We start from the raw sequence: 25,736 nt of genomic DNA on the forward strand, positions 1-25,736 counted from the left end.
TTATGGTGCTCCTTTCTCAAACAAAGGTAGTTGTATGTGCTGCTCTCTCTGTAAATACTGCAAGGTCGGATGTGCCCATTCTCGTAAAAGGTCGCCGGCATGTTCTACCGGAATCGCTCCGTCCTCAGCAAGTTTTTTGCAGCCGGTATTCTGTACGGAATCCTGCATTCCGGCGTATATGCATACGTCGCGTCCTTGCTCAAGGGCAAAGTCTGCCGTAATGAGCGCTCCCGATTTTGCCGGTGCTTCGACGACAACGGTTGCGCGGGCTAACCCCGAAATAATCCGGTTACGCTGCGGAAAGCGGTAGGCGAGCGGCAGTTCCCCGGGCGCATATTCGCTGAGGATGCACCCGCCCGTTTCCAGTATCCGGCCTGCGAGCCGTGCATTGCTCTGCGGGTATAGCCGGTCAAGTCCGCAGGCGAGTACAGCCGTCGTGAGGCCGCCGCCTTCCAAGGCTCCCCGGTGCGCAAAGGTGTCGATACCGCGTGCCAGCCCCGAAATAACGGGGATGCCGGCGTGCCCGCATTCGGTGCCCAGCTGCAGTGCCGCCTTAATGCCGTTTCCTGTCGGGCGGCGTGTGCCGACAATCGCCGCTGCGGGCGTATCGGTCTGCGGTAAGACGCCGCGGTAGTACAGCAAAAAAGGCGCATCGGGAATTTCCCGCAGCAGGGGAGGGAAGTCGGCGTCATCGTAAAACGTCATGTTGATTCGGCAATACTTCATCAGCGCTTCAGCTTTTTCCACTGCCTGCGGCAGCTGTTCGGGCTTATAACTGCGTGTGCGGAGTGTCCGCTGTATCAGCCTGCTCAGCGTATCTATTGAACTTACTGTAAGTGCTTGCAAAGTGTCAAGCGTGCGGGCAAGTAAAAGGCGCTCGCTGCCCTTTAGAAAAGAGCAATAAGAGAGCGCAATGTAGAGTTTCCGCTTTTCAGAATCGGTTTTTGTATTCATTATTATAGTTTTTGTAGAATTCTATTGCCGAGCAGTTGTTGACCGTTAGCGCCGTGCATTTTCTACGAAAGCTTTGTTCCGTTCGGCATCGGCGCGTTGTTCGGCGCTTCCGCTCGTTTTGATAATACGGTCGTAGGCGGCTATTGCCTTTTCGTATTGACCGGTCATGTAATAGGCGCGTCCAAGGATGAATAAGGAATCCAGCGGCTTTTTTTCGCGGGCGGCGACCGGTTCCATGATCGTAATGGCATCCTCCGGCCGGTTCAATTCAAAAACATAGAGTACGGACAGTGCGTATACCGCCCGTGTATAGGTTGGATCAAGCTCTACGGCGCGTTTATAGGCTGAGACCGACAGGTCGAAATATGCTTGCCGTTCGCCGAGGCTCATATTGGGGTAATCGAGGGTGCTTTTTGCGATAATAGCGGCACATACGCCGATTTGATAAAACACATGCTGATTTTCGGGGAAGTATTCCAATGCGCTGCGGAAGGATTCAATCGCTTTTTTGTACATCTTTTTATCCATGTACCGGCGGCCGAGTATTTTGTACCAAATGCCGACCCGCTGTTCCATAGTTAGGATTTCGTTGATCTTTCCCTGATACTTTTGTATAGCAGATTCCAATTCTTGTATAGAAGACGGATTTTTGACGCCCATCTCCATATCCTGCATCCGCCGAATAAAGGCATTGTCCTTACAGGCAGTAAAAAGGAAAAGAATTGAACACAACAGCCCCGCATACGGAACTTTTTTTGATTTCATGTACACCTTCTCTTATTCAGCGCCGCCACAGATGGCGGTGGTTATATTTCATGAGTGATGACAAGGGTGTTCATCACTCATGAAGTATTCTTATATATCTTTGTATGATTGTCAATATTACGGCAGCGGACTTTAGGCTGCGGATAAATGAGCCTTTTTTTTGGAATTCCGGGGCATAAAGGAAATTTGTATCTTTTGCTTAACTTTTTCTGTAAAATATTGCGGTTCTTTTTCCTTTTTACTATAATGGATCCTCAAAATAGGGAACCACTGGTTAATCCGAACGCGAATTAATCAACGCGCCCTTAATATACCCTTTCGGGTATAAAGGAGTTGTTTATGTCTGCTAAGGAAATACCGATTGAAGAAATCGCGCTGCAAATTGTCCTTTCCGTCGGAATTATCATTATCGCTGCAAAGTACCTTGGTCTGCTTGCTAAAAAAATCAATATTCCGCAGGTTGCAGGGGAAATTGTTGCAGGACTTTTCTTACGCTATCTGCCTTTTTTCCGTAATTTCGGCGGTGCCGAACCGAATATTATCTACGCCGAAACCAATCAGTTTATCGGGTATATGTCAGAAATCGGCGTTATTCTGATTATGTTCTCCGCCGGTCTGGGGACTAATTTGAAATCACTTGTTAAGTCCGGCGTAAAATCAACCGTGATTGCTGCCTGCGGTGTTGTAGTACCATTGGTGTTAGGCACGGTTATGGCGTTGGGCTTTTGGGGCTTTGACGGTTTCGGGTCTCCCGTATTTTATCAAGCGCTATTCATCGGTACTATTTTAACGGCAACTTCGGTCAGTATTACCGTTGTTGCATTGAAAGAGCTGGGCAAGATAAATTCGGAAGTCGGGCAAACAATTATCAGCGCTGCAATTATCGATGATGTCTTCGGTATTATTGTATTAACGGTTGTGCTCGGCGCAAGCTCCGGTAAGGGAGATTACCTCGGACTTATGATAAAAACGGCAGCATTCTTTGGCGCTTCATTGGTCGTGGGGTACCTGATTTACCGAATTTTTAAATGGTATGATAACCGGCATCCGCATACCCACCGTATTTCGATTTACGGGTTGGGGGTTGCGTTGATTTTTTCCTATTGTACGGAACGCTTCTTCGGTATCGCTGATATCACCGGTGCGTATGTCGCAGGGGTTGTATTTTGCAATTTACATGATGCCTCTTATATGGAGAAAAAAATAGATATCAATTCATATATGTTTTTTAGTCCTCTCTTTTTTACTGCTATCGGACTTAAAACGGATTTAAGCGGACTGAATATGAGCTTAATATGGTTTTCGATCGCCTTTGTGCTTGTCGGTTGTATTGCAAAAATAATCGGCTGCGGCGGTTCGGCTTTGGCTTTGGGCTTTAAGCGACAGGAATCGCTCCAGATAGGGCTGGGAATGATGGTGCGCGGTGAGGTAGCCCTTATCGTAGCTCAAAAGGGACTTGCCGTCGGCATGGTTCAGGCTGAATATTTTGCACCGGTCATTTTGCTGATTATTGTTTCTTCCATGATTGTGCCTATTTTGCTTGGAAAAGCATTTTCGGAAAAGAATCTGCCTCCGGCAGGAACAGCCGCCGTATAGCCGGAGCTCCGAATAGTATATGGATACGGCATTTTTCGATTCAAAAGCAGAGCAATGGGATGCACACCGCACGCGGGTGTTGAGGGCGGAAGAGATATATAGAAAAATTATCGCTGAGATATGCCCTCAGCCTTACAGCAAGGTGCTTGATTTCGGTTGCGGGACAGGCTTGCTCGGATTTCATTTTGTTGATTGTGCAGTTGAAGTAACGTTTGCCGACATCTCCGCCGGTATGCTCGAACAGGTGTGCAAAAAAGCTGCAACGCTTGGGAGCGGCAGTGTAAAGACCATCGATTTAACGGAGCATACCGTTACGGAAGCATACGATATTATTGTTTCACTGTTGGCGCTCCATCATGTTGACGATATAGAAAAAACGGTTTGCGGCTTGGCTTCACATGTTGCCGAGGGCGGATATCTCTGCCTTTCAGATCTCGATCTTGAAGACGGGAGTTTCCATTACCCCAATACGGCGCCTCATAACGGAATAGACCGTGGTGCGGTTATGAATGCGGCTCGTAAGAGCGGTATGCACGTTATTTGTAACAAAACCGTATATACTGAGCAAAAGATTATCGACGGCGCCGTAAAAACATATCCTATTTTTTTAATCATTGGGATGCGGGACATTAACCGAAGATAGGCTATAGGGCGCGGCTGCTTATCGGCTTTCGTTCACAAAGACACGGGGAACACGCTTGTGGATACCGCAGGTGATTTCGTAGGGAATAGTGCCTGCAATATCTGCGAGCGTTTGTGCGCTGTTGTCCTGCGGGTTGGGGCCGAATATGCACACCTCATCCCACCGTTGTACCCACGGGTGCGCGCCGAGGTCAACCATGCATTGATCCATACATATTCTGCCGATAATCGGGAAAAATTCGTTGCCGATGCGTACTTTTAGTCCGGGCGAAAGCGCGCGGCGTAAACCGTCCGCATATCCGATCGGGAGGGTTGCAATATAGGTATCCTGAGGAGCTGTCCAGTTGCGCCCGTAGGAAACGCAGGTGCCCGCGCGTATCTGTTTTATCAGCACTACCTGCGTTACCAGTTCCATAACGGGTTTTACGTCGATAGCTGTTGCCGTATCCTGTATGGGCAGGTAGCCGTAGGCGAGGAGCCCCGGGCGCACCATATCGAACCGGGCTTCGGGCATCATCTGCACCGCGCCTGAGTTGGCGGCATGAACGAGCGGGATGTGTATGCCCGTCTGTCTGATTGCTTCGACGGCATTGCTAAAACGTTCCAGCTGGTCTTTTGTAAAAGCGCGGTCGGATTCCGAATCGGAATCCGCAACGGCAAAGTGGGTTGCAACGCCTTGCAACCGTAAATTTTTTGCCCGCACAATTTGGGTCGCCAGTTTTACCGCTTCCGACGGTTTGCAGCCTATCCTGCTCATACCGGTATCTATTTTAAGATGTACCGCAACGGTTTTCTTTTGCGCATCGGCCGCGCGATTGAGTTCATTGATGAATTCCTCATCGATAACAAGCGGTTCCAGTTTATAGTCTATAATAGAATCTATTTCTTCCAAAATCGGCAGACTGAGCGAAATGATGGGGGCGACAATGCCAGCCTCTCGAAGCTCTATACCTTCCTGTACGGAAGCGACGGCAAGGTATGAAACTCCTGCTCTGATGGCTGCAATCGCTGTCCGTATGGCTCCGTGTCCGTAGGCATCAGCTTTAACCGGTAAACATATCTTTGTTTCCGGGGCAAGGGTTTGTTTGATTTGGGTAATGTTATGTTTCAGATTATCCAGATGGATAATCGCTTTTGTTGCACGCATGGGCGGCATTGTACTGCAAACGGCAAAGAATTGCAATTTATATTTTTGTCAACTGTGCTTAACCCTTGACATTATTTTTATGAGTGATATACTAACGGCATATTTGTAAGTTTTAGCTAATTAGTTGAGGGCTTTATGTATATTACACAGAATAAAAAACATGCCTTTGCCGCGATTTTGTTCGCTTTATCGTTCATATTTATTCCGGTTAGCGGACTGTATGCCGCAAACGACGAAGAGGTGCTGGATTCGTGGACAGGAATTGTAAAAAAGATGGAAGTGCACCTCAATAATGCCTACGATCTTTATACTCAAGGGAAATCCAAAGAGGCGTATGACGAAGTGAACGTCGCGTACTTTAGATTTTATGAATCTAAAGGGATGGAAAAGATAACGATGGGGTACCTTTCCGGTGCGCGTAAGACAACGGTAGAAAATGCGTTTTATGAATATCGTCGAAATGTCTACAGCGATAAAGACAACGAGATGGTAAAAGCGCATAAAGATAAGCTTATTGCAATGCTTTACCATGATGCAGCCGAGCTTGACGGCACGTTGGACGAAAGCGGCAGCGAGACTGCAAATACCGCTCAATCGGCAGTTGTTGCAACGTTTATTTCCTGTTTTGTATTGGTACTCCGCGAAGGCTTGGAAGCAATCCTTGTTATCGCCGCTATTATCGCCTATCTTGTAAAAACGGGAAAAAAGAAATATATCATGTCGGTATATGTCGGTGCGTTGGGCGGTATCTTGGTTAGTATTCTGCTGGCCTTTTTGTTCGGCGCTGTTGCCGGTGCTCAGAGCGGCATCGCTCAGGAAGTTTTTGAAGGCATCGGTATGTTTGTCGCAGTTATCGTGTTGTTCTATGTCAGTAACTGGATGCTTTCAAAGTCCGAAACCGAAGCATGGGAGCGGTACATTCATAAGAAGGTTGAAGCATCGGTTTCTACCGGAAATAAATGGGTCTTAATTTTCGCGGCCTTTATTGCAGTTGCGCGTGAAGGCGCCGAGCTTATTCTCTTTTTCCAGGGCGTTCCCGTTCATGGAACGAGCGGCCGGAATGCAATGATCTTGGCGATTGTGCTGTCAGCGGTTGTTTTGATTGCGGTGTTCCTAGTATTTAGGTTCTTAACCGTGCGGTTGCCGTTAAAGCCTTTCTTCTTGGTTACCAGTATATTGATGTATGCGATGTGCTTTTCGTTTACCGGAAAAGGTGTGTCGGAACTGCAAGCTGCCGGTGTTGTCAATAAGACCGTTATTCCGTGGATGAGTTTTGAAATGGACTTTCTCGGTATTTATGCAACGTATGAAAGTCTCATCCCGCAGATTATCGTGCTTGCGGTGATTATCACAATGTCTGTTGTGTATGCAAAAAAGAATAAACAACAGCGTGCTCAAATTGAAGCTGAAAAGGCGAGGATTGGGCAAAAGTAAAAAAATATAGGGCGATCTCAAAAGCAAAGTTTTTGAGATCGCCGATGGCAACTGCTTTTGGGCTGCCGGATTGTGGAAAATAACCGGTGTCCTACAAGGCTGTAATGAATGTGAAACAAAAAGAAAATAAAGATATATTATTTAGGAGGATAGTTTCAAAATGAAGAAAACAGTATCTTTTCTTTTTGCACTGATTGCAATCGCTTTTGTGCTTGCATCATGTGACAAACCTGCGCAAAAGCAGGAAATGGCAAAACCTGCCGCAGAGCAAAAAGCTGCGGCTCCCGCACCGACTGCAGAAGAGGCAGCAGGTTTCGATGAGTTCCCAATCGGGGACGAACAGGATGTTGGTCCGCTCCACATCGGTGGCGTTTACTTCCAGCCGGTTGACATGGAACCTGCCGGAAACAGCCTTTCCAAGAACGAAGCTGACTGCCACATCGAAGCGGATATCCACGCAAATGATGAGGGTAAAGCGCTCGGTTACGGCGTAGGCGACTTTGTTCCGTATCTTCATGTTAAGGCTTATGTTCAAAAGCAAGGCTCGAGCAAAGTGCAGGAAGTTGCATTTATGCCGATGAATGCCGATGACGGCCCCCACTACGGTGCAAACATGAAGTTCGAAGAAGGTCTCGGCAAATACAATGTCAAATTCGAAATCAAAGCTCCGGGTAACGATTACCTGTTGCACGTTGACAAAGAAACCGGTGTTACCGGCCGTTTCTGGACGGAACCGCTCGTTGTCGAATGGAAAGATTTTGAATGGAAAGGACCTCAGTGGTAAACAGTATGCAGTTTTAAGGCGGTGCCGGTTCATTTAAACAGTTAATCGGTATGCCTTACAATCAACCTGTTTGGAAACTTCCGTTTCGGAACAGGTTGCTTTGGAAACTGCTTTGCCGCACTAAGCGGTAACCGTTATTCTTTCTCTTTGCAAGATACTCCTATTAAGAGGTATATTTTGGGAAGGAGTGGCGGTTACCGCCGGTTTTTTCTTGGAGGTGTATCATCTTAAAATTTTATATAAGAGTTTTTGAAGCAGGTATCGCCTTTGCATTGGTGTTAGCCGTTGTATTTGCTTCATTTAAAACTCAAGAGTCCGAGAGAACGGAAGAATCCGAAAAAAAAAACGGCTTGTCGTTTTAGCAAGTATCCTGCTGGGGTTTGCCGGCAGTATTGTCTCAGCAATTCTTAGATCAATTCCCAACTATATAAATAGAACACGTTTCGCTTTTTGGTGCATGGTTCCTGTTACCATCGCACTTCTCTTTTTACTCATCCTGCTTTTTATTTCACCCAATCTTAAACGAAAGATAGCGCATATATATGAAAATCTTTTTAGTGCGGCAATTTTCTTGTATGCAGCCTCGATGCTGTTTTACTATCTTCCCGTTATCATCATGCTGGCAACCACATTGGTTAATTACGGCGAGAGCGCAGTAAGTACGATTGTCTTATTCAGACTGATAGGCTATGTACTCGGTATTGTGTGTATGCTGTGCGCCGGTTTAGCGATCTATAAAACGTTGATTAAATTATCGGCCATAGAACTCAAGGTATCGGTTGCCGGAGCGCTTTGCATTTTCGGTGTTACGCAAGTAGTTGTTATTTTACAGCGCCTCTATTCGTTGGGGATTATTCCTCGCAACGACTTTATCTTTGCATTCATTGCCGCGGTCGTAAACCATGGAAATTTCTTTACCTTTGCAATTATCCTATTCATTATGATTCCGCCGATTATCCTCTGGCGGAAGAACCGGACAATTACGGAAACATATCACAACAATGCAGAACTGCGGAAACTGAAAGCGCAAAAGCGCAACGCACGCCGGTGGGCGAAATTTTCGCTGGTCTTGCTGATCGGTTCGGTTTTATCTCTGTCTGTGTTGCGGCACTATGTCGACCGAGAAGTTCCGCTTTCGCCGCCGGAAAATTATACGATTGCCGACGGTATGGCGATGATTCCTATTTCGGAATTGGAAGATGATAAGCTGCACCGGTATGCGTATACTTCGGAGCAGGGGATTGAAGTCCGGTTTATTGCCATTAAAAAGAGCGAAGGCTCTTATGGCGTAGGACTTGATGCGTGCGATATCTGCGGTCCTACCGGATATTTTGAACGGAACGGGGAGGTTATCTGTAAACTCTGCGATGTCGTGATGAACAAGGGAACTATCGGCTTCCCGGGCGGATGTAACCCTGTGCCGGTTGCGTATATCATCCACGATGAAAAGATCAAGATAAAGATAGCCGATCTTGAAGCGGAAGCGCACCGCTTTAAATAGGAATATCCAGATGGAGGTTCGATAGCAATTATGTTTTGGAGAATGATAGCCGGTTCCCTCTTCCGTCAGAAAGGGAAGATGGCGATGATTGCGTTTACCATTGCGCTAGGTGCGAGTCTTTCAAGCGCAATGCTCAATACGATGCTCGGAGTAGGGGATAAGGTAAATCAGGAGCTGAAAACCTACGGAGCGAATATCAATGTCGTGCATAAAGAGGCCTCGCTTCTCGATGATATTTACGGAGTAGAGTCGGGGAGTACCAAAAAGTATTTACGCGAGGATGAGCTGTATAAAATTAAGACTATATTTTGGGCGTACAATGTTGTTGACTATGCTCCGTTTTTAAACGTGTCCGTTGAATATAAGGGCCAAAATAAGCCCGTCCGTCTGACCGGTACATGGTTCGATTATAAAATAGACTTGCACACCGGACAGGAAGTTATTACCGGTATCCGGCGGATGCGAACGTGGTGGGAAGTAACCGGTGCATGGGCTTCCGATACCGATGATTCCAGCTGTATGATCGGCAGCCTTTTTGCGGGGCGTAATGCCATTCATGTCGGTGATGTAATCGAAGTAACAGGCCCTGCCGGAACCGCATCGTTGACTGTTTCCGGTATATTCAATTCGGGCAGCAACGAGGATGAGTACATCTTTACGACTATTCATACGGCGCAGCGCCTGTTAGGAAAAACCGATGTATGTGAAAGTATCGAGGTAAGCGCCCTTACGACGCCCGATAACGACCTCGCACGAAAGGCCGCGCGGAACCCTTTGAGTTTAACCATCAAAGAGATGGAGGTATGGTACTGCACCGCGTATGTCAGCAGTATCTGCTATCAGATTCAGGAAGTGATTACCGATGCCGTTGCAAAACCGGTGCGGCAGGTTGCCGAATCCGAAGGGGCGATTTTAAATAAGACCACGCTGCTGATGCTCTTAATCACAATTTTGAGCTTGCTCGCTTCCGCATTGGGGATTTCCAACCTTGTAACGGCAAGCGTGATGGACAGACGCGCGGAAATCGGTTTAAAGAAAGCGATCGGTGCGAGTAATACAGCGGTTACCGTATCGGTACTGACGGAGATTATGATTATCGGATTAATCGGCGGAACAATCGGCTACTTTGCAGGTTTGGGTCTGACGCAGATTATCGGACGGAGTGTATTCGGTTCGGCTATTCCTCCCGCACCGATGGTGATTCCGATTGTCGTGCTTATCATCTTCCTTATTACCCTGCTCGGCAGTCTGCCTTCGGTACGGTATTTGCTTAAACTCAACCCTACGGAGGTGCTGCATGGAAAATAAAATGCACGCCGAAAGCGGAAAGAGCGGATACGGGAGTGAACTATTATGACAAGAAATAGAATGTATTTAAAGATGATTACAAGTTCGCTGATACGTCGCCGGTCGCGGATGCTTGTCGCGTTGTTGGCAATCGCAATCGGTTCTACGGTGCTGTCGGGCTTACTGACTATTTACTATGATATTCCGCGTCAGATGGGGACGGTATTCCGCTCATACGGCGCAAATGTGATATTCCTTCCGGCGGAAAGCGAATCCAAGATTACGCAGGAGCAAATCGACGCTATTAAGCAGGTAATCGATTCTGAGAAGCTGGTCGGGTTTGCGCCGTATATTTATCAGTCGGCGAAGGTGAACGAACAGCCGTACATGATTGCCGCGACAGATTTGGAAAATGCGAAAAGCAATAGCCCCTATTGGCTTATCCGCGGGGACTGGCCGCATAATAAAAAGGAAGTGCTGATAGGGCACGAAATAAGTCGCAATATCGAATTGTCGGTCGGCGATACCTTTATTGTCAATACGCCGAAACCGAACGGCGATGTTACCGTCAACGAATGTACGGTGTCGGGCATCGTTACCACCGGCGGTGTGGAAGAAGAATTTATCTTTATGAGTCTTGAAGATATCAAAGGTATTATCGGCTACGATGATCAGTTTGATGTTATCGAATGCAGCATCGACGGCAATCAGGAATACCTTAAATCGATAGCCGACACGGTGTCCAAGCAGGTGAACGGTATTACGCCGCGGCTTGTGAAGCGTGTAACGGAATCTCAGGATGTGGTTTTGAGCAAGCTGCAGGCACTCGTGTGGATTGTTACCATCATTGTGTTGTTCTTAACGATGATCTGCGTAACGACGACGATGATGGCGGTTGTCGCAGAACGCAGAAAAGAAATCGGACTTAAAAAAGCGCTCGGCGCTTCGAACAGCAGCGTTGTGAAAGACTTTATGGGTGAAGCGGTGATGCTCGGTTTGATCGGCGGTATCTTGGGCGTGGTATTAGGCTATGTGTTTGCGGATAACGTGAGTATCAGTGTATTCGCCCGCGAGGTTTCGTTTCCGGTGCAGCTTGCGCCGTTTACGGTAATCGCCTCGATTATCATCACGATTGTTTCCTGTTTATTCCCGGTACGCGCCACGGTAGACATCGACCCCGCTTTGGTTTTACGCGGGGAGTAGAAAAGGAGGATTATATGGATATTTTAACATTGAGCGGAATTTCAAAGATTTACGGCGATTTGAAAGCCTTAGACAACATAAACTTAAACGTAGAAGAAGGCGAGTGGCTGTCGATTATGGGGCCGTCCGGTTCCGGTAAAACGACGCTGATGAACATCATCGGCTGTATGGATAAGCCGTCGCTCGGCAAGATTGAGCTTGCGGGGCAGGATATTTCAAAATTATCCTCGAAGGAATTAACGGTCGTACGGCGGGATACCATCGGCTTGGTCTTTCAGCAATTCCACCTCGTCAACTATCTTACCGCGCTTGAAAACGTGATGATGGCGCAGTATTACCACAGTATGCCCGATGAAGAAGAGGCGATGGAAGCGCTTGCGAGCGTCGGCTTAAAGGAGCGGGCAAAGCACTTACCCAATCAGCTTTCGGGCGGAGAGCAGCAGCGTGTGTGTATTGCCCGCGCGCTCATCAATCACCCTAAGCTCCTGCTTGCGGACGAACCGACCGGCAACCTCGATGAAAAAAACGAGCGGTTGGTTATGGAAATTTTTGAAAAGCTGCACAATACCGGCAGTACCATTATCGTCGTTACCCATGACCCGGAGGTTGCCGATCAGGCGGAACGGATGGTTGTACTTGAACACGGAAAAATCGCGCGCATCGAAAAGATGAGCAGAACGCGGCCGATGCTGCAAAAATAAGATATGCAGGGAAAAACACATCAGAGGTTTTTTAACAACAAGAGCCTGATGTGTTTTTCCTTTTTTCTAACATAAATTAGACGAAGGTTTAAAGAAAATTTCATACAAGAAGGAGTAAAGAATGAAAAAAATATCTTTGTGTATCTTCACAATTACATTGGCACTTGCGGCGTTTTGCTTCGCAGGGTGTAGTAAAAATGAAGGGACTGCGCAGCAGGCCGGACAATCGGCACAAGCTGTACAACCTACGGTACGGTATAAGGATGGCGTTTACAAAGCGGTTTCCGGTATTACGGACGATTGGGGCGGAAATGCCGAGGTAACGATAACCGTTAAAGACGGTAAAATTACCGACTGTGAATTCCTATCCTACGAGAAGGACGGAACGCTGAAAGGCGAGGACTACGGCAAAACCGACGGAGTGATTAAGAATGCCGGTTTATACAAAATTGCGCAGAACGCAATTAAGAATGCCGAAAAGTATGGTCCGAAACTGGTTGAAACGCAGCAGCTTGATAAAGTGGATGCGATTGCCGGTGCGACTGTATCTTATGAACTGTTTGAGAACGTAGTCGGTATTGCGCTTAAACAGGCAAGGGCAGAGTAGTAACGATGGCAGCTTCCGAACCGGTCAAAAAATTAACGGTTATCGAACTTGCGAAACAGAACCTTAAACGCAAGCCGTTTAGGACGGTGAGTTTGATTGTGCTGACCGCGGTGCTGGCGTTCAGTCTTTTTGCAGGCAGCTTTTTGGTCAAGAGTCTGAACGGCGGAATGCAGTCTCTGTCGAACCGGCTGGGTGCAGACATCATTGTAGTGCCGCAGGGGTATGATTCAAAAATCGAAAGCGCACTGCTGCGGGGTGAGCCGAACAGCTTTTACTTTAAGTCCGAGGTCGTAGACCGCCTTAAAAAAATTGAAGGGGTTGACCTTGCTTCTCCGCAGCTTTTTATCGCAACCCTTTCCGCCGGATGCTGTTCGTTTCCGTTGCAGGTAATCGGCATTGACTTTGATTCCGATTTTAATATCAAGCCGTGGCTCGAAAGACAAATTCGGTTACCGCTTACCGATAACCAGATTGTTGTGGGCAGTAACATCGTCGGGGATACGCATTCCGAGGTTAAGTTCTTTAATCAGCCTTTTGTGATTACGGGGCGGCTCGCGAAAACCGGTATGGGCTTCGACAATTCCGTATTTATGACGATTGAAAATGCAAAGCGGCTTGCAAAAGAATATGAGCGAATTATGGAACATCCGGTTGCGCACGACGAGGATCTTATTTCCAGCGTTATGGTACGGCTAAAGCCGAACGCCGATGTAAAAGCCGTTTCGCAGCGCATACTCAAAGAGTTTGAAGGCGAACAGATATATCCTCTTATTTCCAAACGGATGATGACCAATATTTCCGCAAGTATCGCAAACCTCAATGTGTATATTTATGTGCTGCTTGCGCTGCTCTGGCTGTTGTCATTCATTGTACTTGCGGTATCGTTTTCTTCGATATTCCATGAGCGGAAAGAAGAATTCGGAATGCTGCGGATTATCGGCGGTACAAAGAAAAAACTTGCGCAGCTTGCTTCTGCCGAAGCGTTTATCATCAGTGCATCAGGTGCGGGAATTGGAACGGTACTGTCCTGCTTAATTGTGCTCTTGTTTAATCAAGCAATTATCGCCGGTCTTAAAATGCCCTTTCTTACGCCGCCGGTTTTGTGGATACTGTTGTGCGCCCTTTTGACCTTATCGGTTATTTCGGTTATCGGCCCGCTTGCCGCACTCAAAACAATTCACGGATTTACCAAGCAAGAGCCTGCGTTACAGCTGCAAGGATAGGGATTATCTATCCGTTCCAACATTCCGCAACTGCCGGTTTTGATAATCTGCCACAATTCCGTGCAGTTGCAATTTTGCAGGAAAACACTGTCATGGCTGATGATAATGAGTGCGCATGATATTTTTGCAAGGGCAGTTTCGAGAAGTCTGGCGGAAAGAATATCCAAGTGATTGGTCGGTTCGTCCAAAATAAGAACTTTGAGCGGTTTTGACATTGCAAGTGCAATCATGAGCTTGCGAAGTTCGCCGGGACTGATCCGCTTGCTGTCAGTAAAGGTAAGCAGCGTTTTGGGATTCGATCCCATGCGGTACACCGTAGAAAGAATTTCACTTCGCAGTTCTTTATCGAGCGAGAAGAAATGTGCTAACACTGCTTGTTCTTCTGCTTTCGGAATTTCCTGCGGCAGATAAAATGAAAGACTTTCTCCATCGCTTTTCTTTTGCAGATCAGCTTCCCGTATCCGGTTTAATATTGTATGTGCAAGCAATGTCTTTCCTGTTCCGTTGGCTCCCGTCAGTGCAATGCGGGACTGCTTTTGCACCGTCAATTCGGGAATCTGCAAGGTATAACTGCCATCTTCTCCTGCACTGATGATTTGCGGCGGCAGGTGTATGAGTACCTTTGGAATGAACACTGATGTGTCTGCTTGCGCCGGTGAAAACCCTTCCTTACGGTTCAGCGGTTTTGCTTGAGTATCGCGGCGTTTTTCGGCTTGTTCACGGCGGCTGTCAAAACATTTTTTTACGATGCCCGGCGTACGGTCTTTACCGGTAACAATGGCAAGGCGGATTTTTTGTGCTGCATCGTGGTCTTTGCTGCCGTACACATTCCTCAGGCGGTTCTTAGAATGTTCTGCCTCGCGCTGCCACATATCGGAAAGCGCTTTTGCTTTTGAAACCCCTGCATCAGCTTTATGCCATTCCGAAAGGCAGGAAGCTCGCTCTGTGTCCCAAAGTTCAAGTGCTGTACTTACATTCGCAGCATAGAGCTTACCTCTGATTGAATCGGCTCCGTCTGCGAACGCTGCCGATTCCCGATATAAGTAGAAGGTAGCGGTACACAATGAATCGGCAAAGGCGCGGTCATGACTGACAATGAGTCCTGTGCCGGTAAACAGTTTTAAGGCATTTATAATGAGCTCTTTTGAAACGGCATCCAAGTGATTGGTCGGTTCGTCAAGCAGCAGAACCGAAGGACGCTCCGCTAAAGCACAGGCAATTTGCAGCCGCTTCTTTTCTCCGCCCGAAAGTGTTTCCCAGCGTTCGAGCTGTTTTGCCGTAATATTAAGCAGCGAGAAAAAGCGACGCACTTCGTTATCCGCATCCCAGAACAATGTATACGCAGTATCGGGCAGTTCCGTACTGTTTTGCGCACAGTATACTGCCGATTCGCATTTAATTATCCCTGAAAGCGGCGGAAGCATCCCTGCGATTAATTTGAGTAATGTCGTTTTTCCGCAGCCGTTTGCACCGGTAATACATGTCCAATGGGATGCTCCTCCAAGCGTTGCGGAGAATCCGTCGAATAATATCTCCGCAGAATCCGGATATGAAAAAGAAATATCTTGTAGTGTTATCATGTATGCTGTATTCCTTCATTCAATGAGTAATTATCGTATTATAAATTATTTCTCGCCCTTCTCCGATACGGCTTTTGCCACATCGTCTATCAATTTTGAAAAATCAATTGCATTTTTCGGGCTGATGACCGGCTTACCGGTTTCTGTTTCGATTTCTTTTCGTGTACGTCCTGCAATGTTGCCGCCCCGTTGTGCTATTTTTTTGTTTCATTTTCGGCGCCGGTAATTCATCATACATTGCATTAAACAAGCCCGTTATAAATGCTTTGTCATCGACTTCGTCTACTAAAAGCATTTCTTTTGCGCCTTGATACGGCAATTCGTAGGAAGCGTTCGGCATATACGCAATTGCCGACGGAACCGCTTTTACCAGTAAGCGGTCATCGTAGATACCGCCCACAATTTTATCTCGATAGTAAATGATAAATTCGCCCATCATTGCGCGATAGCGTATGTCTTGCAATTCCGATAACTGTTCCAAAATAAAATCTAAATATGTTTTACTCGATGCCATAATTACTAAAGTCTACTGTTTTTAGCTGTTATTTGTCTATACGGTTGTTAGATAAAGGCTTTCAGAATACAATAATGGAAGATATCATTACGGAAATAGGAAAAGAATGAGCCATTAGGTATGTATTTTTCTCCCAAGCCGTTTCTCCAATCTCCACTGAGGTGGGACTCCATCGTCTCCCCAATATTCATCCATCGCAATGATTTTATCATCTTTTAATTTTATAAACGATACCACATGAAAAGAACTTGTTCTATCGACACTGTATACGTTGACAGCGGTGATAATTAAATCATCGGTTTGTTCTATCCTTTCGATTGTTCCATCCCATGTTCCCGGATACTCGCAATTTGCTTGTATGTATTCTTCAACCGTGAAATGCTCATTGGTACAATGCCAGTTGATATATGCGGAATCGGAAAAGTAAGTACGTAATTGTTCGGTATCTTGTTTTAATACTGCGTTCAAAAAATCTTGTATGTTCATAACCAGCCTCAAAGTTAGATATTCAATTCCATTTCAATACATTCCCATGCGCAATCCGGCATCATATAGGTTATAACTTTTTCTGTTGGTTGAAAACCGGTGGCTTCATAACAATGCCGTGCACGCTCATTATTCGTAAACACTCCCAATGTTATTTTTGAAGCATACAAAACGGTCTTTGCATATTCTATTGCAAGCTCTACCATTTTCTTTCCGCTTCCCTTTCCCCTGCTTTCAGGCGAAAGTATAATAAACCCGAATCGCACGAGCGTTTTATCGTCTTTATTTGGATATCGGATAAACAAATGACCGATTACGCTGCATCCGTCAATGGCACAAAGAGGAATGATAGGCTGTGTACCGTTCATCGAACCATAGTATTCATTTAACTCATTGCCATTCAGTGGAAATCGCCCTATTCTGTCGGCAGACCATTGATAAAGTTGCTTTGTATCTTTAATCCAGCTGCAAATCATTTTGGAATCTTGCGCTTCATATTTTCTTAATACCATGATCACCTCAATAATATTTTTGTATAAACGACACAACGGATTCTTCAAGCTGTGTAATACCCGGCTGTTCAATCGGAAAATGCCCCGCGTTTTTAAGCGTGCATAGTTGTTTTTGACTCCGTATGCGATCAAAAAAGAGGTGGCTTATCCATTCGGGTGTCCAGCGATCTTTTTCAGGATGACAAAGCAAAAGCGGAATTTCAAATGCTTCAGGCTCTACGGCAGGAATGCTTTCCATCATCGAACATAACAAACCAAGATGCACGGAAGATCCTGAGCCTCGTTTATCATGCAGCAACAAAGAAAGCACCCTGTCGTTGTTGACAATTGCATTCATATTCGTTACCGCCTTTACCGGAATTTTTAAGCGCCTCATCTGATTCGGTATAAAACGTAAAAGCGGCAAAGCGATACGCGCCTGCAATTTATTTTTTGCCGAATAGTTACGCACCGGCTTTAAGCGATTATCTAACAGGGTGGTAACGATGATGCCGGAAACATCATGAGCTAAGCAAGCGATGTTGTATGCGAGCATGCCTCCTGCACTCAAACCCAGCACAAAAAGCTTTTTGGAGTGCAGCAATTCCTGTTGTACAATGTGCACACCGGTGTCGATCCATGTTTTATAAGACGGTATGCCCTCGTATTCGGTATAGCCGTACCCCGGCAAATCCGGACAGACAACCTTATAGCCGCGCTTTGCCAAAGGAGCTGCAATAAACGACAGGAGCCGACCGTTCCCGCCGACACCGTGGAACAGCACGAGCGTAACACCGTTGTTGCTATGTTCGTTGTATACATCGAGATGGATGTTCGTCCTGTCGAATGTACTGAACATTTCGGAAGGAGCGCATGAAATGCTTATCCTGTTGCGTTCGGGCAAAAACGCTTGAAGTTTTTGCCATGTTTCATCGTTTGTATACACACCATTCTCCTTGATTCCACAGCTCCGTATTTCAAGCTTTTTTATTTTCAAAAAAGTCCAATCAATGCCCGTCGAGGTTTTCGATTTTTCACTTGTTTTCTCTCGAATTCTTTAGTGATTGCATAAGTTCAAAAAAATATTTAGTCTCTTTTGTTGTGTAGAGTTTATACCAATTTATCAAAGTATCTTCGCTGAATACATTCAACAATTTTAAAACTTCAAATGTAAATTCAAGCGGAGCAATTCCTGTTGCCGTAATTAAATTACCGTCCGTTACTGCCGGTGTATTTTCATATAAATGTTCACCCTTGTAATTTTTGCACACTTGTTTTAAGAATGCCTTATCGTTACTCGTATGTCTTTTATTATCAAGGGCGCCGACATTTGCCAAACCGAAAGTTGCACCGCATATTGCGGCAACCTTTATACCCTGCTCAATATACGTTTTCGCTTTTAAGAGAATCGGTTCATGTTCTTTTTTAAACCAATTATCGGAACCCGGTAAAATCAATATATCGCTGCCTGAAATCTCCATATCATCTACACGGCAATCAGGTATAATCGATAGCCCGCCCATAGTTTGCCGCGGTTCCAGAATATTCGCTGTTTTGACAATTTCAATCGGTTGATTTTTATTTTTAAAATAACGCTTGCTGTTCAATTCCGCTAATAAGAAACTCAGTTCCCAATCTGCCAATTCGTCGATAATGTAAACAAAAACTTTCATTCAAATATCTCCTTAATAGTATATGTTAATTCTTACTACTTCTTACTTCACCGCGTGTGTTGCAATGTATGACGGGATATGCAATTCGTGCAAACGTCCTTCTCCGTTCGTGTCTTCGTATATATCGGTGAGCGTGAAACCTGCGCGCAGCTGTCCGCCGATTTGTTCGCTTATTGTATGAGAAAATTGCCAACCGCCGTCTGTTTCTTCAAGCTGTTTGCGGTGCGCTTCGTACACGAGCGGATTAAACGGAAGTGCGTTGATAATTTTCTCTTCTTTTTGATCAACAATATAATTGATCCCTGTATCAAGTCCGCATAGTAACACGCCGCCTTTTTTGAGTATACGGAAACATTCCAAAAACACCGGTTCAACTTTTTCGATATAGCAGTTGCTTACCGGATGGAAAATAATATCGAAGGATGCATCGGCAAAGGGCAGCGGTTTTGACATATCTGCACGTATAATGTTAATTCGGTAACCTTCTCGTTCGGCAACAATTCGCTCAGATTCAAGCTGTTTTTCAGAGTAGTCAAGTACCGTGCATTCCGCTCCGGCTGCGGTAAAAATCGGCATTTGCTGACCGCCTCCCGACGCAAGTCCTAACAGCTTTTTCCCTTTTAAATCACCGAACCATTCACGCGGTACCGCTTTTGTCGGCGTCAATACTACAGACCATTGTCCGTTTTGTGCATTGATATAGGTTTCGTGATCAACGGGCTTACCCCATTCCCAGCCTTCAGTAATCCAACGGTCGATCACCGCCGCATTTGCGTCCTGATAATTTTGCTGTGTGTTCATAATATACTCCCTTCATGTTCTCCAATCTCCACTGAGGCGGAACTCCGTCATTGCTTCTCATAAACAAAACATTTCACTATGTCTAAATTTTTTATGTGCATCGGTTTTTGAACGGGATAACGCTGTGCAAGTATGCTCGGCATTGTCCTCATCTGAAATCCGTGACTTACAATCACCGCATTTTTGTTTTCCATTAAAGACATCAATGCTTCGATTTCATGCTCGACCATCTGCTTTGTTCTTTCCTGCCGCGGATTGTTGTAAAACCACTGCACCCGTCCCCAGAATAGCCATCGCCATAGCGAAAGCGGCTTATCAGAATCTCGATACGGATAAATCGGTATTTCCGAAAGCTCCGGCAACCGTATCGGTGTTTTATCAGGAAAGAGCAGTGCCGCCGTGTCAATGCTTCTTTTTAACGTACTCGTATAAAGTTCAAAATGCTCCGGTAATTCATCTCTGATAGACCGAAGCTGTGAAGCGTTGATCTGTTCTATCGGTGCTTCATCATACTCAGCTTGCGCCTGAGCAAAGCCCTCTGCCGTATATTTCTGTTCCCAATTAAAAAGCACGTGTGCATGCCGTATCAAAATAAGCATTATGGTGTGTACCTCATGTGTTTCCGCTACAGTGTGCTTTGTGTGTAGTGAGGATCAATCTTTGTGCAGCACTACCGGAGATAGTCAGTGTAACAGAATAAGCTCTGTTATAATCTATTAGAACGAGATAATGATAGTATGAAAAAGAGAGTAAAGAGTCAATAATGGATAATAGGACATCTCTAAAAACGATTCGCCGTATTTTATATGGGAAAAAGGAACAAATCGCCCAACCGGTACCGCATGCCGTTTAATCAGTATGCTTGAAAATAAAACATTTGAAACACTACCTTTTGTAAAAAGGATAGCAACTGCGTAATCAACACTTCGGTGCATCTTGCGATAGGTTGTACAATACGCAGTAAACTATCGCAAAAAAGCTTAAGGAAAACCTCGAAAAAACTAAGCAATTTTTTAGAGACTGCTAGTAAAACCAGCTTTTTCATTGATAGTAAAAAAACGGTGAGTTTTACCTGACAAAGAAAAGCGATCTTTTAATGGGTTGCGTACTCATTATTTCGGTTTTTTCTGTTCTCGGTATTTATCTTTCTTAAGTTCTCTTTTTTCTTCACGAATACCTATTTTTTTCTTTGCAAGATATTCTTTTTGTGCTTCTTTATATTGCTCCAATGATTTTGGTTTAGTATTTTTTTTCAGAACATCTTTAATACGGATTTTCTCATATGCAACTGTTTTATACAATGGAACATACGCAAAATCATTTAACATCCATTGTATAAGCTGCGGACTTGACGGTTCAGCACCAAACACATATCGACCGGAATAAAATACCCCGTGCTCCTGTTTCTGAATAAATGCACACCAGAATTGTCCGTCAAAATACACTGTTGTAATTGTAAAGTCGTCCATATTTACCTCTGGGCATAGAAACCCTGTGGTAAAACTGGACATCAAAAAATTGATGGTTACTGAATATGATTCCTCATATCAACCGGACTACCATTACCGGTTCGTGTTTTTGTTTTATGTTCTTTGAATAATATTGTTTATTACATTAATTGTCAAGAATCCTTTTGGTTAGATTTTTGCGTGAGTAAATACGGAATACGTGTGCGGCAACGAAGTAGATGCGTCCCTTCCTGCTCAGTCTTTTGAAAAGAGACGATGCAGATACCTTGTCAGCATACTATGTTCATCCTTGTACATTCTTCAACCGTGAAATGCTCATTGGTACAATGCCAATTGATATATGCGGAATCGGAAAAGTAAGTGCGTAAGCGTTCCTTAAAATGCAACAGTTGAGAGAATGTCAATTCTCGAAGACTGTTGCATTGGTGCGCGAAAAGCGCACACGTCAATAAGCGATGTTTGCCGGTAGGCAAACTCGGCAGTGTTTTTCAGCCGCGATATCTTAGCGGCTGAAAATAAACATTCGGCATCCTGTTTTAATACTGCATTCAAAAAATCTTGTATGTTCATAGTTTTACCTTTCCTGTAGTGTTTTGTTTATAAAGGAAATAATTAAAGAAAAACAAAAAAGATAATTTCTACAACGAACATACAGCAGAGATTATTTTATTTGAAAGTGCGAAGAAATATTTGAAAGAACATTTAGGAGAAAGCAAGTCCTTAAATATATCCAAATGGAAATCGGAAGTAATAGCATTGAAGAAAGAAAAAGATACCCTATATTCTCAAATTATAGATATACGAAAAGAGGTTGAACAAGCTGAAAGTGTAAGAAGCTGTATAGAGAAATTACAACAAGAAAACAGAGAAATAACACAGGCAAAGAAACAAGAATTAGACCTTTAAAACTAATTGAAAATATGGTATAATACTACAAACAGCGAGTAAAACAAATTAGAATTTATAGAGGTGTATATAAATGAAAATATGTATTTTAGGCTTAGGTGTGATAGGTACAACTTATGGATATGTATTTCAAAAAGCAGGACATCAGATTGAGCATTTAGTTAGGGAGAATAAAAAACAAAATGTTCCAACAAAGCTGAATATAACTATATTAGACGGACGTTATGATAATAAGGGAGAAGAAAAAACAGATACATACACTGTAAATCTTGCAAAACCGGATACAAGTTATGACTTTATTCTTTTGAGTGTTTCACGCGGAAAAATAAAAGATGCTATAGCAACACTTTCGCAAAACAACATTACGGGAAGTTTGATATTATTCTGTAACTTTTGGAACAGTCGCAAAGAGATTGAAGAAATAGTAGGTAATTTTAAATACATTATAGGATTTCCTACTGCTGGTGGAAGTATGATACAGCAAGAGTTGAACTGTGTTCTATTTGGCCATATAATGCCTGAAAGCAAGGAAAAGGCAAGCATTCCAAACTATAGAGATTTGATAGAACTTCTTAAATCTACAGACCTAAAAACAGAAGTTCCTTATGATATGGTGGAATGGATATGGATTCACATGGCAATAAATGCAGGTGTTACTTCTACTGCTGCACGAGCAGGAAAAATTGATGACCCAAAACAGCTTGCGATTAATCTTATGAGAGATTCCCACGCATTATCTATAGCAGTGAAATCGATAAGAGAAACTGTTAAAGTAGTAAAAGCTAGAGGGGTCAATTTGAAATTATATAAAAATGAACTTCTTCCTTACAAAATACCTTCTGCTGTCGCAGGTATGATAATGAAACGAATGTTTGCAGGAAATGAGCTCACAAGCAGAATTATGACGTTACATAATGATGTAAAAGACATTATGTATGGATGTAAAAGTATTTATGAGGCTGGGAAGCAAGAAAATCTGGATTTACCCTTATTTTATTCAAATATGGATAAAATCTTTAATAGATAAATTCGTAGATAAATTCAGCTTCATAAATTCCAGTTTGTTTAATTGAATACAACAATTTGAGAAACAGTAAATCAAAATAGGTTTACTGTTTTTTGTTGCTCAATTTTCAAAAAATCGTCCATAAACATAAAAAGGTACTTGACAAAGCGCTCTCTGCCGTAATGTTCATTGTGTTGATGTCTTTATGGACACTCTGACAGCCTATCGTTTTGTCCATGTCTTTTACGCGAAATAAAAGCACATAAAAATAGTTGCCGTCCGAATCAGCCGTTGCCGTTTTTCCGATTCCCGCGTCCCCAAAAGCAGGGGCGGTGTCAACTTTTAAATTTAAGCTAAATTTCCTACGAAACACCCTGCGGTCAGTGATGAAGGTAATTTCAGGACTAATGTTACCGATACCCCACTCGTGCGTTTGTAAAAAAGCCGATTTGTATTTAAGTTCCAGTTTATCGTTTGTGATTTGCGTTAAAGTGTAGTCTTTCAACTCGCCATACTCAGGCTGCGGCGAAAGCCCGGGGAATGTGATAACCTTTCCTGCATCGGGAGAAGGGGAGTTAGGCATAACGAGCTGAAAATTTTTCGGATTACGCAGGTTAATCGTAACCGTTACATCGCTTGTTGATGGTATACACAGAACACCGTCTTTATTTGTTGGGTACGGCTTTTGAAGTTGATCAATGCTATAGCTCACCGGAGCAATCTCTGCCGCCCAATACCTCAAATATGTATCTATATCCGAGGTAAACTGCTCACAAGAGGTACATAAAAAAGTGAAAAATATTCCGGTTAAAATAGCAAAAACTTTACGCATACGTTCCTCCGTTTTGAGGATAGGGGATTATTAAAACCGATAATAAAAAACAGCTGTATTATGGGCTTGAGTATCTGCTATTTTTATAGAAATAACAAGGGCATCGCTAAAAGCTCAAGCTGCCCCGGCATTCCCTAATATCCAATTGTGTAAATCAATTAAAATGAGTATAGTCCTTTCATGCTTGAATTTTTAGCGCTTTGCGCAGTCGGCGCGGAGCCGATCCTTTCAAATGAATTAAAACTGTTAGACTTTAAGCCGGTTAACCGATTGCCGGGACGTGTTTTTTTTACCTCTACACTGAAGGAGCCTGAAGTTGTAAGCATCATGCGTGCAAACTTTTACCTCCGCACTGCGGACAGGCTCTATCTCGTCCTGAAAGAATTTGCCGCTGATAACTTCGATACGTTGTATGACACCGTTGCCGCAGTAGATTGGCAGCGTTTTTTTTCCAAAGATTCCAAGATAACGGTAGACAAAGTCAGAACCTTTAAGAGTAAACTCGCTTCCGAACATGCAGTGCAGCGGGCTGTTCATAAGGCGGTATGCACCGCGCTCTGTTCCGCATGGAAGATGGATGTATTACCGGAAACGGGGAGGGAGTACAGTATACGCATATATATAGAACATAACCGCGTGTATCTGCTGCTTGACCTTTCGGGAGAGCCGCTGCACCGGCGGGGATACCGCTTAAGCGGAGGCGCTGCGCCGATGAGGGAAACGCTGGCGGCTGTTCTGTTGCAGTGTATGCAATGGAAGCGGAAGCTGCCGCTGCACGATGCTTTTTGCGGTTCGGGTACCATCCCGATTGAAGCGGCGTGGTATGCCTATAATATCCCGCCCGGAATCGGCCGCAGCTTTGCCTTTGAAACCTTTACCTGTTATTCGTCTAAAAAAGACCGGCAGCTTATTGAAGAAGAGCGTCGGCGCGGTGCGCTCAATATCCGCACGGATTGCTTGGTGCGGGTGAGCGGTTCCGACAACGATCCTGAGGCGGTGCGGCTTGCGCAAACCAATGCGGAGCGTGCCTGTATGCTTGCAGGTAAAGCGCTGCAGCGGATTGGAAAAGATAACCGTATCCCGCGCCCCGAATTTATCCAAGCTGATTTTAGCGAACTTGCCGCGCCGTATCCCGAAGGAGTGCTTCTTTCCAATCCGCCTTACGGAGACCGCCTCGGCGATGAACAGGAAGCAACCGCGCTCTACGAAAAAATAACGTCCATTGCTTCTTCAAGCTGTGCGATACCCGGCTGTTCAATCGGAAAATGCCCCGCGTTTTTAAGTGTGCACAGTTTTTTTGGACTCCGTATGCGATCAAAAAAGAGGCGGCTTATCCATTCGGGTGTCCAGCAATCTTTTTCAGGATGACAAAGTAAAAGCGGAATTTCAAATGCTTCAGGCTCTACGGCAGGAATGCTTTCCATCATCGAACATAACAAACCAAGATGCACGGAAGATCCTGCTCCCCTTTTATCCTGCAGCAACAAAGAAAGTACCCGGTCGTTGTTGACGATTGCTTTCATATTCGTTATCGCCTTTACCGGAATTTTTAAGTGTCTTATCTGCTTCGGTATAAAACGTAAAAGAGGCAAAGTGATACGCCCCTGCAATTTGTTTTTTGCCGAATAGTTATGCACCGGCTTTAAGCGATTATCTAACAGGGTGGTAACGATGATGCCGGAAACACCATGAGCTAAGCAAGCGATGTTGTATGCGAGCATGCCGCCTGCACTCAACCCCAGCACAAAAAGCTTTTTCGAGTGTAGCAATTCCTGTCGTACGATGTGAACGCCTGTCTCGATCCATGTTTTATAAGACGGTATGCCCTCGTATTCGGTATAGCCGTACCCCGGCAAATCCGGACAAACAATCTTATAGCCGCGCTTTGCCAAAGGAGCTGCAATAAACGACAGGAGTCGGCCGTTCCCGCCGACACCGTGGAACAGCACGAGCGTAACACCGTTGTTGCTATGTTCGTTGTACATGTCGAGATGGATGTTCGTTCTGTCGAATGTGCTGAACATTTCGGAAGGAGCGCATGAAATGCTTATCCTGTTGCGTTCAGACAAAAACATTTGAGGTTTTTGCCATGTTTCATCGTTTGTATACATGCAGCGCTCCTTCATTCGTGTGG

The 25,736-nt window shown here is 44.8% G+C and carries 27 protein-coding genes and 1 pseudogene; 13 read left to right on the top strand and 15 right to left on the bottom strand.

Annotated elements, in window-relative coordinates; genetic code table 11:
- Both dprA and E4N66_RS04635 read right to left on the bottom strand, forming a co-directional pair.
- Complete coding sequence (dprA, locus tag E4N66_RS04630; RefSeq protein WP_253729137.1) at window positions 1–954, bottom strand: DNA-processing protein DprA; 954 nt, start codon at window positions 952–954, stop codon at window positions 1–3.
- Between the two features lie 45 nt (window positions 955–999).
- Window positions 1,000–1,719, bottom strand: a complete 720-nt coding sequence (locus tag E4N66_RS04635; RefSeq protein ID WP_253729138.1) for a tetratricopeptide repeat protein — start codon at window positions 1,717–1,719, stop codon at window positions 1,000–1,002.
- Window positions 1,720–2,058: 339 nt separating this feature from the next.
- Here E4N66_RS04635 and E4N66_RS04640 point away from each other — a divergent pair, with 339 nt between their 5' ends.
- Together E4N66_RS04640 and E4N66_RS04645 are read left to right on the top strand one after the other, a co-directional pair.
- Window positions 2,059–3,315 (top strand): cation:proton antiporter, encoded by a 1,257-nt coding sequence (locus E4N66_RS04640; protein ID WP_253729139.1) that lies wholly within the window; start codon window positions 2,059–2,061, stop codon window positions 3,313–3,315.
- 19 nt (window positions 3,316–3,334) lie between these two features.
- Window positions 3,335–3,958, top strand: coding sequence for a class I SAM-dependent DNA methyltransferase (locus tag E4N66_RS04645; protein ID WP_253729140.1), 624 nt, complete (start codon window positions 3,335–3,337; stop codon window positions 3,956–3,958).
- A gap of 18 nt (window positions 3,959–3,976) precedes the next feature.
- Here the strand turns inward: E4N66_RS04645 and alr are convergent, their stop codons facing one another.
- Complete coding sequence (alr, locus tag E4N66_RS04650) at window positions 3,977–5,104, bottom strand: alanine racemase (RefSeq protein WP_253729141.1); 1,128 nt, start codon at window positions 5,102–5,104, stop codon at window positions 3,977–3,979.
- A 135-nt stretch (window positions 5,105–5,239) separates the two neighbouring features.
- Here alr and E4N66_RS04655 point away from each other — a divergent pair, with 135 nt between their 5' ends.
- From E4N66_RS04655 to E4N66_RS04690, 8 genes are all read left to right on the top strand, one after another.
- On the top strand, window positions 5,240–6,538 hold the full coding sequence (locus E4N66_RS04655; RefSeq protein ID WP_044015767.1) for an FTR1 family iron permease: 1,299 nt from the start codon (window positions 5,240–5,242) through the stop codon (window positions 6,536–6,538).
- Window positions 6,539–6,698: 160 nt separating this feature from the next.
- Window positions 6,699–7,322, top strand: a complete 624-nt coding sequence (locus E4N66_RS04660) for an iron transporter (RefSeq protein WP_253729142.1) — start codon at window positions 6,699–6,701, stop codon at window positions 7,320–7,322.
- Between the two features lie 457 nt (window positions 7,323–7,779).
- Window positions 7,780–8,823, top strand: coding sequence for a Fe-S-containing protein (locus tag E4N66_RS04665; protein ID WP_232502157.1), 1,044 nt, complete (start codon window positions 7,780–7,782; stop codon window positions 8,821–8,823).
- 30 nt (window positions 8,824–8,853) lie between these two features.
- The gene (locus tag E4N66_RS04670) at window positions 8,854–10,131 is read left to right on the top strand and encodes an ABC transporter permease (RefSeq protein ID WP_253672612.1); all 1,278 of its coding nucleotides are present in this window, start codon (window positions 8,854–8,856) and stop codon (window positions 10,129–10,131) included.
- Between the two features lie 45 nt (window positions 10,132–10,176).
- Window positions 10,177–11,313: an ABC transporter permease gene (locus tag E4N66_RS04675; RefSeq protein WP_253729143.1), complete on the top strand. Its 1,137-nt coding sequence runs from the start codon at window positions 10,177–10,179 to the stop codon at window positions 11,311–11,313.
- 14 nt (window positions 11,314–11,327) lie between these two features.
- Window positions 11,328–12,014 carry an ABC transporter ATP-binding protein gene (locus E4N66_RS04680; RefSeq protein ID WP_253729144.1) on the top strand — a complete coding sequence of 229 codons (687 nt, stop codon included), beginning with the start codon at window positions 11,328–11,330 and terminating at the stop codon, window positions 12,012–12,014.
- A gap of 121 nt (window positions 12,015–12,135) precedes the next feature.
- Complete coding sequence (locus E4N66_RS04685; protein ID WP_253729145.1) at window positions 12,136–12,621, top strand: FMN-binding protein; 486 nt, start codon at window positions 12,136–12,138, stop codon at window positions 12,619–12,621.
- Window positions 12,622–12,626: 5 nt separating this feature from the next.
- Complete coding sequence (locus E4N66_RS04690) at window positions 12,627–13,844, top strand: ABC transporter permease (RefSeq protein ID WP_253729146.1); 1,218 nt, start codon at window positions 12,627–12,629, stop codon at window positions 13,842–13,844.
- Here the strand turns inward: E4N66_RS04690 and E4N66_RS04695 are convergent.
- From E4N66_RS04695 to E4N66_RS04740, 10 genes are all read right to left on the bottom strand, one after another.
- A complete protein-coding gene (locus E4N66_RS04695; protein WP_253729147.1) occupies window positions 13,799–15,424 on the bottom strand; it encodes an ATP-binding cassette domain-containing protein in 1,626 nt (541 codons plus the stop codon). The genes E4N66_RS04690 and E4N66_RS04695 overlap by 46 nt on opposite strands.
- Before the next feature lie 133 nt (window positions 15,425–15,557).
- Window positions 15,558–15,938 carry a TfoX/Sxy family protein gene (locus E4N66_RS04700; protein ID WP_052185533.1) on the bottom strand — a complete coding sequence of 127 codons (381 nt, stop codon included), beginning with the start codon at window positions 15,936–15,938 and terminating at the stop codon, window positions 15,558–15,560.
- A gap of 114 nt (window positions 15,939–16,052) precedes the next feature.
- The gene (locus tag E4N66_RS04705) at window positions 16,053–16,424 is read right to left on the bottom strand and encodes a nuclear transport factor 2-like protein (RefSeq protein WP_253729148.1); all 372 of its coding nucleotides are present in this window, start codon (window positions 16,422–16,424) and stop codon (window positions 16,053–16,055) included.
- 14 nt (window positions 16,425–16,438) lie between these two features.
- Window positions 16,439–16,936, bottom strand: a complete 498-nt coding sequence (locus tag E4N66_RS04710) for a GNAT family N-acetyltransferase (protein ID WP_253729149.1) — start codon at window positions 16,934–16,936, stop codon at window positions 16,439–16,441.
- 7 nt (window positions 16,937–16,943) lie between these two features.
- Entirely contained in the window at window positions 16,944–17,861 is a 918-nt protein-coding gene (locus tag E4N66_RS04715; RefSeq protein ID WP_253729150.1) for an alpha/beta hydrolase, read from the bottom strand.
- 88 nt (window positions 17,862–17,949) lie between these two features.
- Window positions 17,950–18,588: a type 1 glutamine amidotransferase family protein gene (locus E4N66_RS04720; RefSeq protein ID WP_253729151.1), complete on the bottom strand. Its 639-nt coding sequence runs from the start codon at window positions 18,586–18,588 to the stop codon at window positions 17,950–17,952.
- Window positions 18,589–18,630: 42 nt separating this feature from the next.
- Window positions 18,631–19,389: a class I SAM-dependent methyltransferase gene (locus tag E4N66_RS04725; RefSeq protein WP_253729152.1), complete on the bottom strand. Its 759-nt coding sequence runs from the start codon at window positions 19,387–19,389 to the stop codon at window positions 18,631–18,633.
- A gap of 47 nt (window positions 19,390–19,436) precedes the next feature.
- Window positions 19,437–19,988 carry a histidine phosphatase family protein gene (locus E4N66_RS04730; protein WP_253729153.1) on the bottom strand — a complete coding sequence of 184 codons (552 nt, stop codon included), beginning with the start codon at window positions 19,986–19,988 and terminating at the stop codon, window positions 19,437–19,439.
- Window positions 19,989–20,501: 513 nt separating this feature from the next.
- Window positions 20,502–20,900 carry a DUF2992 family protein gene (locus E4N66_RS04735; RefSeq protein WP_253729154.1) on the bottom strand — a complete coding sequence of 133 codons (399 nt, stop codon included), beginning with the start codon at window positions 20,898–20,900 and terminating at the stop codon, window positions 20,502–20,504.
- 333 nt (window positions 20,901–21,233) lie between these two features.
- Window positions 21,234–21,428 (bottom strand): hypothetical protein, encoded by a 195-nt coding sequence (locus E4N66_RS04740; RefSeq protein WP_253729155.1) that lies wholly within the window; start codon window positions 21,426–21,428, stop codon window positions 21,234–21,236.
- A gap of 120 nt (window positions 21,429–21,548) precedes the next feature.
- Between E4N66_RS04740 and E4N66_RS04745 the strand changes: the two genes are divergently transcribed.
- Window positions 21,549–21,764, top strand: a complete 216-nt coding sequence (locus E4N66_RS04745; protein WP_253729156.1) for a hypothetical protein — start codon at window positions 21,549–21,551, stop codon at window positions 21,762–21,764.
- Between the two features lie 73 nt (window positions 21,765–21,837).
- Window positions 21,838–22,791, top strand: a complete 954-nt coding sequence (locus E4N66_RS04750) for a ketopantoate reductase family protein (protein ID WP_253729157.1) — start codon at window positions 21,838–21,840, stop codon at window positions 22,789–22,791.
- 106 nt (window positions 22,792–22,897) lie between these two features.
- Here E4N66_RS04750 and E4N66_RS04755 read toward each other — a convergent pair whose 3' ends face one another.
- On the bottom strand, window positions 22,898–23,602 hold the full coding sequence (locus tag E4N66_RS04755; RefSeq protein ID WP_253729158.1) for a hypothetical protein: 705 nt from the start codon (window positions 23,600–23,602) through the stop codon (window positions 22,898–22,900).
- Between the two features lie 180 nt (window positions 23,603–23,782).
- On the opposite strand from E4N66_RS04755, the gene E4N66_RS04760 reads away from it, so the two are divergent.
- The gene (locus E4N66_RS04760) at window positions 23,783–24,970 is read left to right on the top strand and encodes a THUMP domain-containing class I SAM-dependent RNA methyltransferase (RefSeq protein ID WP_253729159.1); all 1,188 of its coding nucleotides are present in this window, start codon (window positions 23,783–23,785) and stop codon (window positions 24,968–24,970) included.
- Here E4N66_RS04760 and E4N66_RS04765 read toward each other — a convergent pair.
- A pseudogene (locus E4N66_RS04765) lies at window positions 24,910–25,728 on the bottom strand (alpha/beta hydrolase); the annotation flags it as partial. The gene E4N66_RS04760 and the pseudogene E4N66_RS04765 overlap by 61 nt on opposite strands.
- Between the last annotated feature and the right edge of the window lie 8 nt (window positions 25,729–25,736).

This window comes from Treponema sp. OMZ 857 (assembly GCF_024181085.1).
GTDB lineage: Bacteria > Spirochaetota > Spirochaetia > Treponematales > Treponemataceae > Treponema.

Bases quoted from the DNA above. Each gene is read 5' to 3' on its own strand.
- E4N66_RS04675 (WP_253729143.1), top strand. From the start codon at position 10,177: ATGACAAGAAATAGAATGTATTTAAAGATGATTACAAGTTCGCTGATA.
- E4N66_RS04755 (WP_253729158.1), bottom strand. From the start codon at position 23,602: ATGCGTAAAGTTTTTGCTATTTTAACCGGAATATTTTTCACTTTTTTA.
- E4N66_RS04680 (WP_253729144.1), top strand. From the start codon at position 11,328: ATGGATATTTTAACATTGAGCGGAATTTCAAAGATTTACGGCGATTTG.
- E4N66_RS04750 (WP_253729157.1), top strand. From the start codon at position 21,838: ATGAAAATATGTATTTTAGGCTTAGGTGTGATAGGTACAACTTATGGA.
- E4N66_RS04645 (WP_253729140.1), top strand. From the start codon at position 3,335: ATGGATACGGCATTTTTCGATTCAAAAGCAGAGCAATGGGATGCACAC.
- E4N66_RS04665 (WP_232502157.1), top strand. From the start codon at position 7,780: ATGGTTCCTGTTACCATCGCACTTCTCTTTTTACTCATCCTGCTTTTT.
- dprA (WP_253729137.1), bottom strand. From the start codon at position 954: ATGAATACAAAAACCGATTCTGAAAAGCGGAAACTCTACATTGCGCTC.
- E4N66_RS04670 (WP_253672612.1), top strand. From the start codon at position 8,854: ATGTTTTGGAGAATGATAGCCGGTTCCCTCTTCCGTCAGAAAGGGAAG.
- E4N66_RS04710 (WP_253729149.1), bottom strand. From the start codon at position 16,936: ATGGTATTAAGAAAATATGAAGCGCAAGATTCCAAAATGATTTGCAGC.
- E4N66_RS04725 (WP_253729152.1), bottom strand. From the start codon at position 19,389: ATGAACACACAGCAAAATTATCAGGACGCAAATGCGGCGGTGATCGAC.
- E4N66_RS04690 (WP_253729146.1), top strand. From the start codon at position 12,627: ATGGCAGCTTCCGAACCGGTCAAAAAATTAACGGTTATCGAACTTGCG.
- E4N66_RS04705 (WP_253729148.1), bottom strand. From the start codon at position 16,424: ATGAACATACAAGATTTTTTGAACGCAGTATTAAAACAAGATACCGAA.
- E4N66_RS04695 (WP_253729147.1), bottom strand. From the start codon at position 15,424: ATGATAACACTACAAGATATTTCTTTTTCATATCCGGATTCTGCGGAG.
- E4N66_RS04660 (WP_253729142.1), top strand. From the start codon at position 6,699: ATGAAGAAAACAGTATCTTTTCTTTTTGCACTGATTGCAATCGCTTTT.
- E4N66_RS04655 (WP_044015767.1), top strand. From the start codon at position 5,240: ATGTATATTACACAGAATAAAAAACATGCCTTTGCCGCGATTTTGTTC.
- E4N66_RS04640 (WP_253729139.1), top strand. From the start codon at position 2,059: ATGTCTGCTAAGGAAATACCGATTGAAGAAATCGCGCTGCAAATTGTC.
- E4N66_RS04685 (WP_253729145.1), top strand. From the start codon at position 12,136: ATGAAAAAAATATCTTTGTGTATCTTCACAATTACATTGGCACTTGCG.
- E4N66_RS04740 (WP_253729155.1), bottom strand. From the start codon at position 21,428: ATGAACATACAAGATTTTTTGAATGCAGTATTAAAACAGGATGCCGAA.
- E4N66_RS04760 (WP_253729159.1), top strand. From the start codon at position 23,783: ATGCTTGAATTTTTAGCGCTTTGCGCAGTCGGCGCGGAGCCGATCCTT.
- E4N66_RS04720 (WP_253729151.1), bottom strand. From the start codon at position 18,588: ATGAAAGTTTTTGTTTACATTATCGACGAATTGGCAGATTGGGAACTG.
- alr (WP_253729141.1), bottom strand. From the start codon at position 5,104: ATGCGTGCAACAAAAGCGATTATCCATCTGGATAATCTGAAACATAAC.
- E4N66_RS04700 (WP_052185533.1), bottom strand. From the start codon at position 15,938: ATGGCATCGAGTAAAACATATTTAGATTTTATTTTGGAACAGTTATCG.
- E4N66_RS04735 (WP_253729154.1), bottom strand. From the start codon at position 20,900: ATGTCCAGTTTTACCACAGGGTTTCTATGCCCAGAGGTAAATATGGAC.
- E4N66_RS04635 (WP_253729138.1), bottom strand. From the start codon at position 1,719: ATGAAATCAAAAAAAGTTCCGTATGCGGGGCTGTTGTGTTCAATTCTT.
- E4N66_RS04730 (WP_253729153.1), bottom strand. From the start codon at position 19,988: ATGCTTATTTTGATACGGCATGCACACGTGCTTTTTAATTGGGAACAG.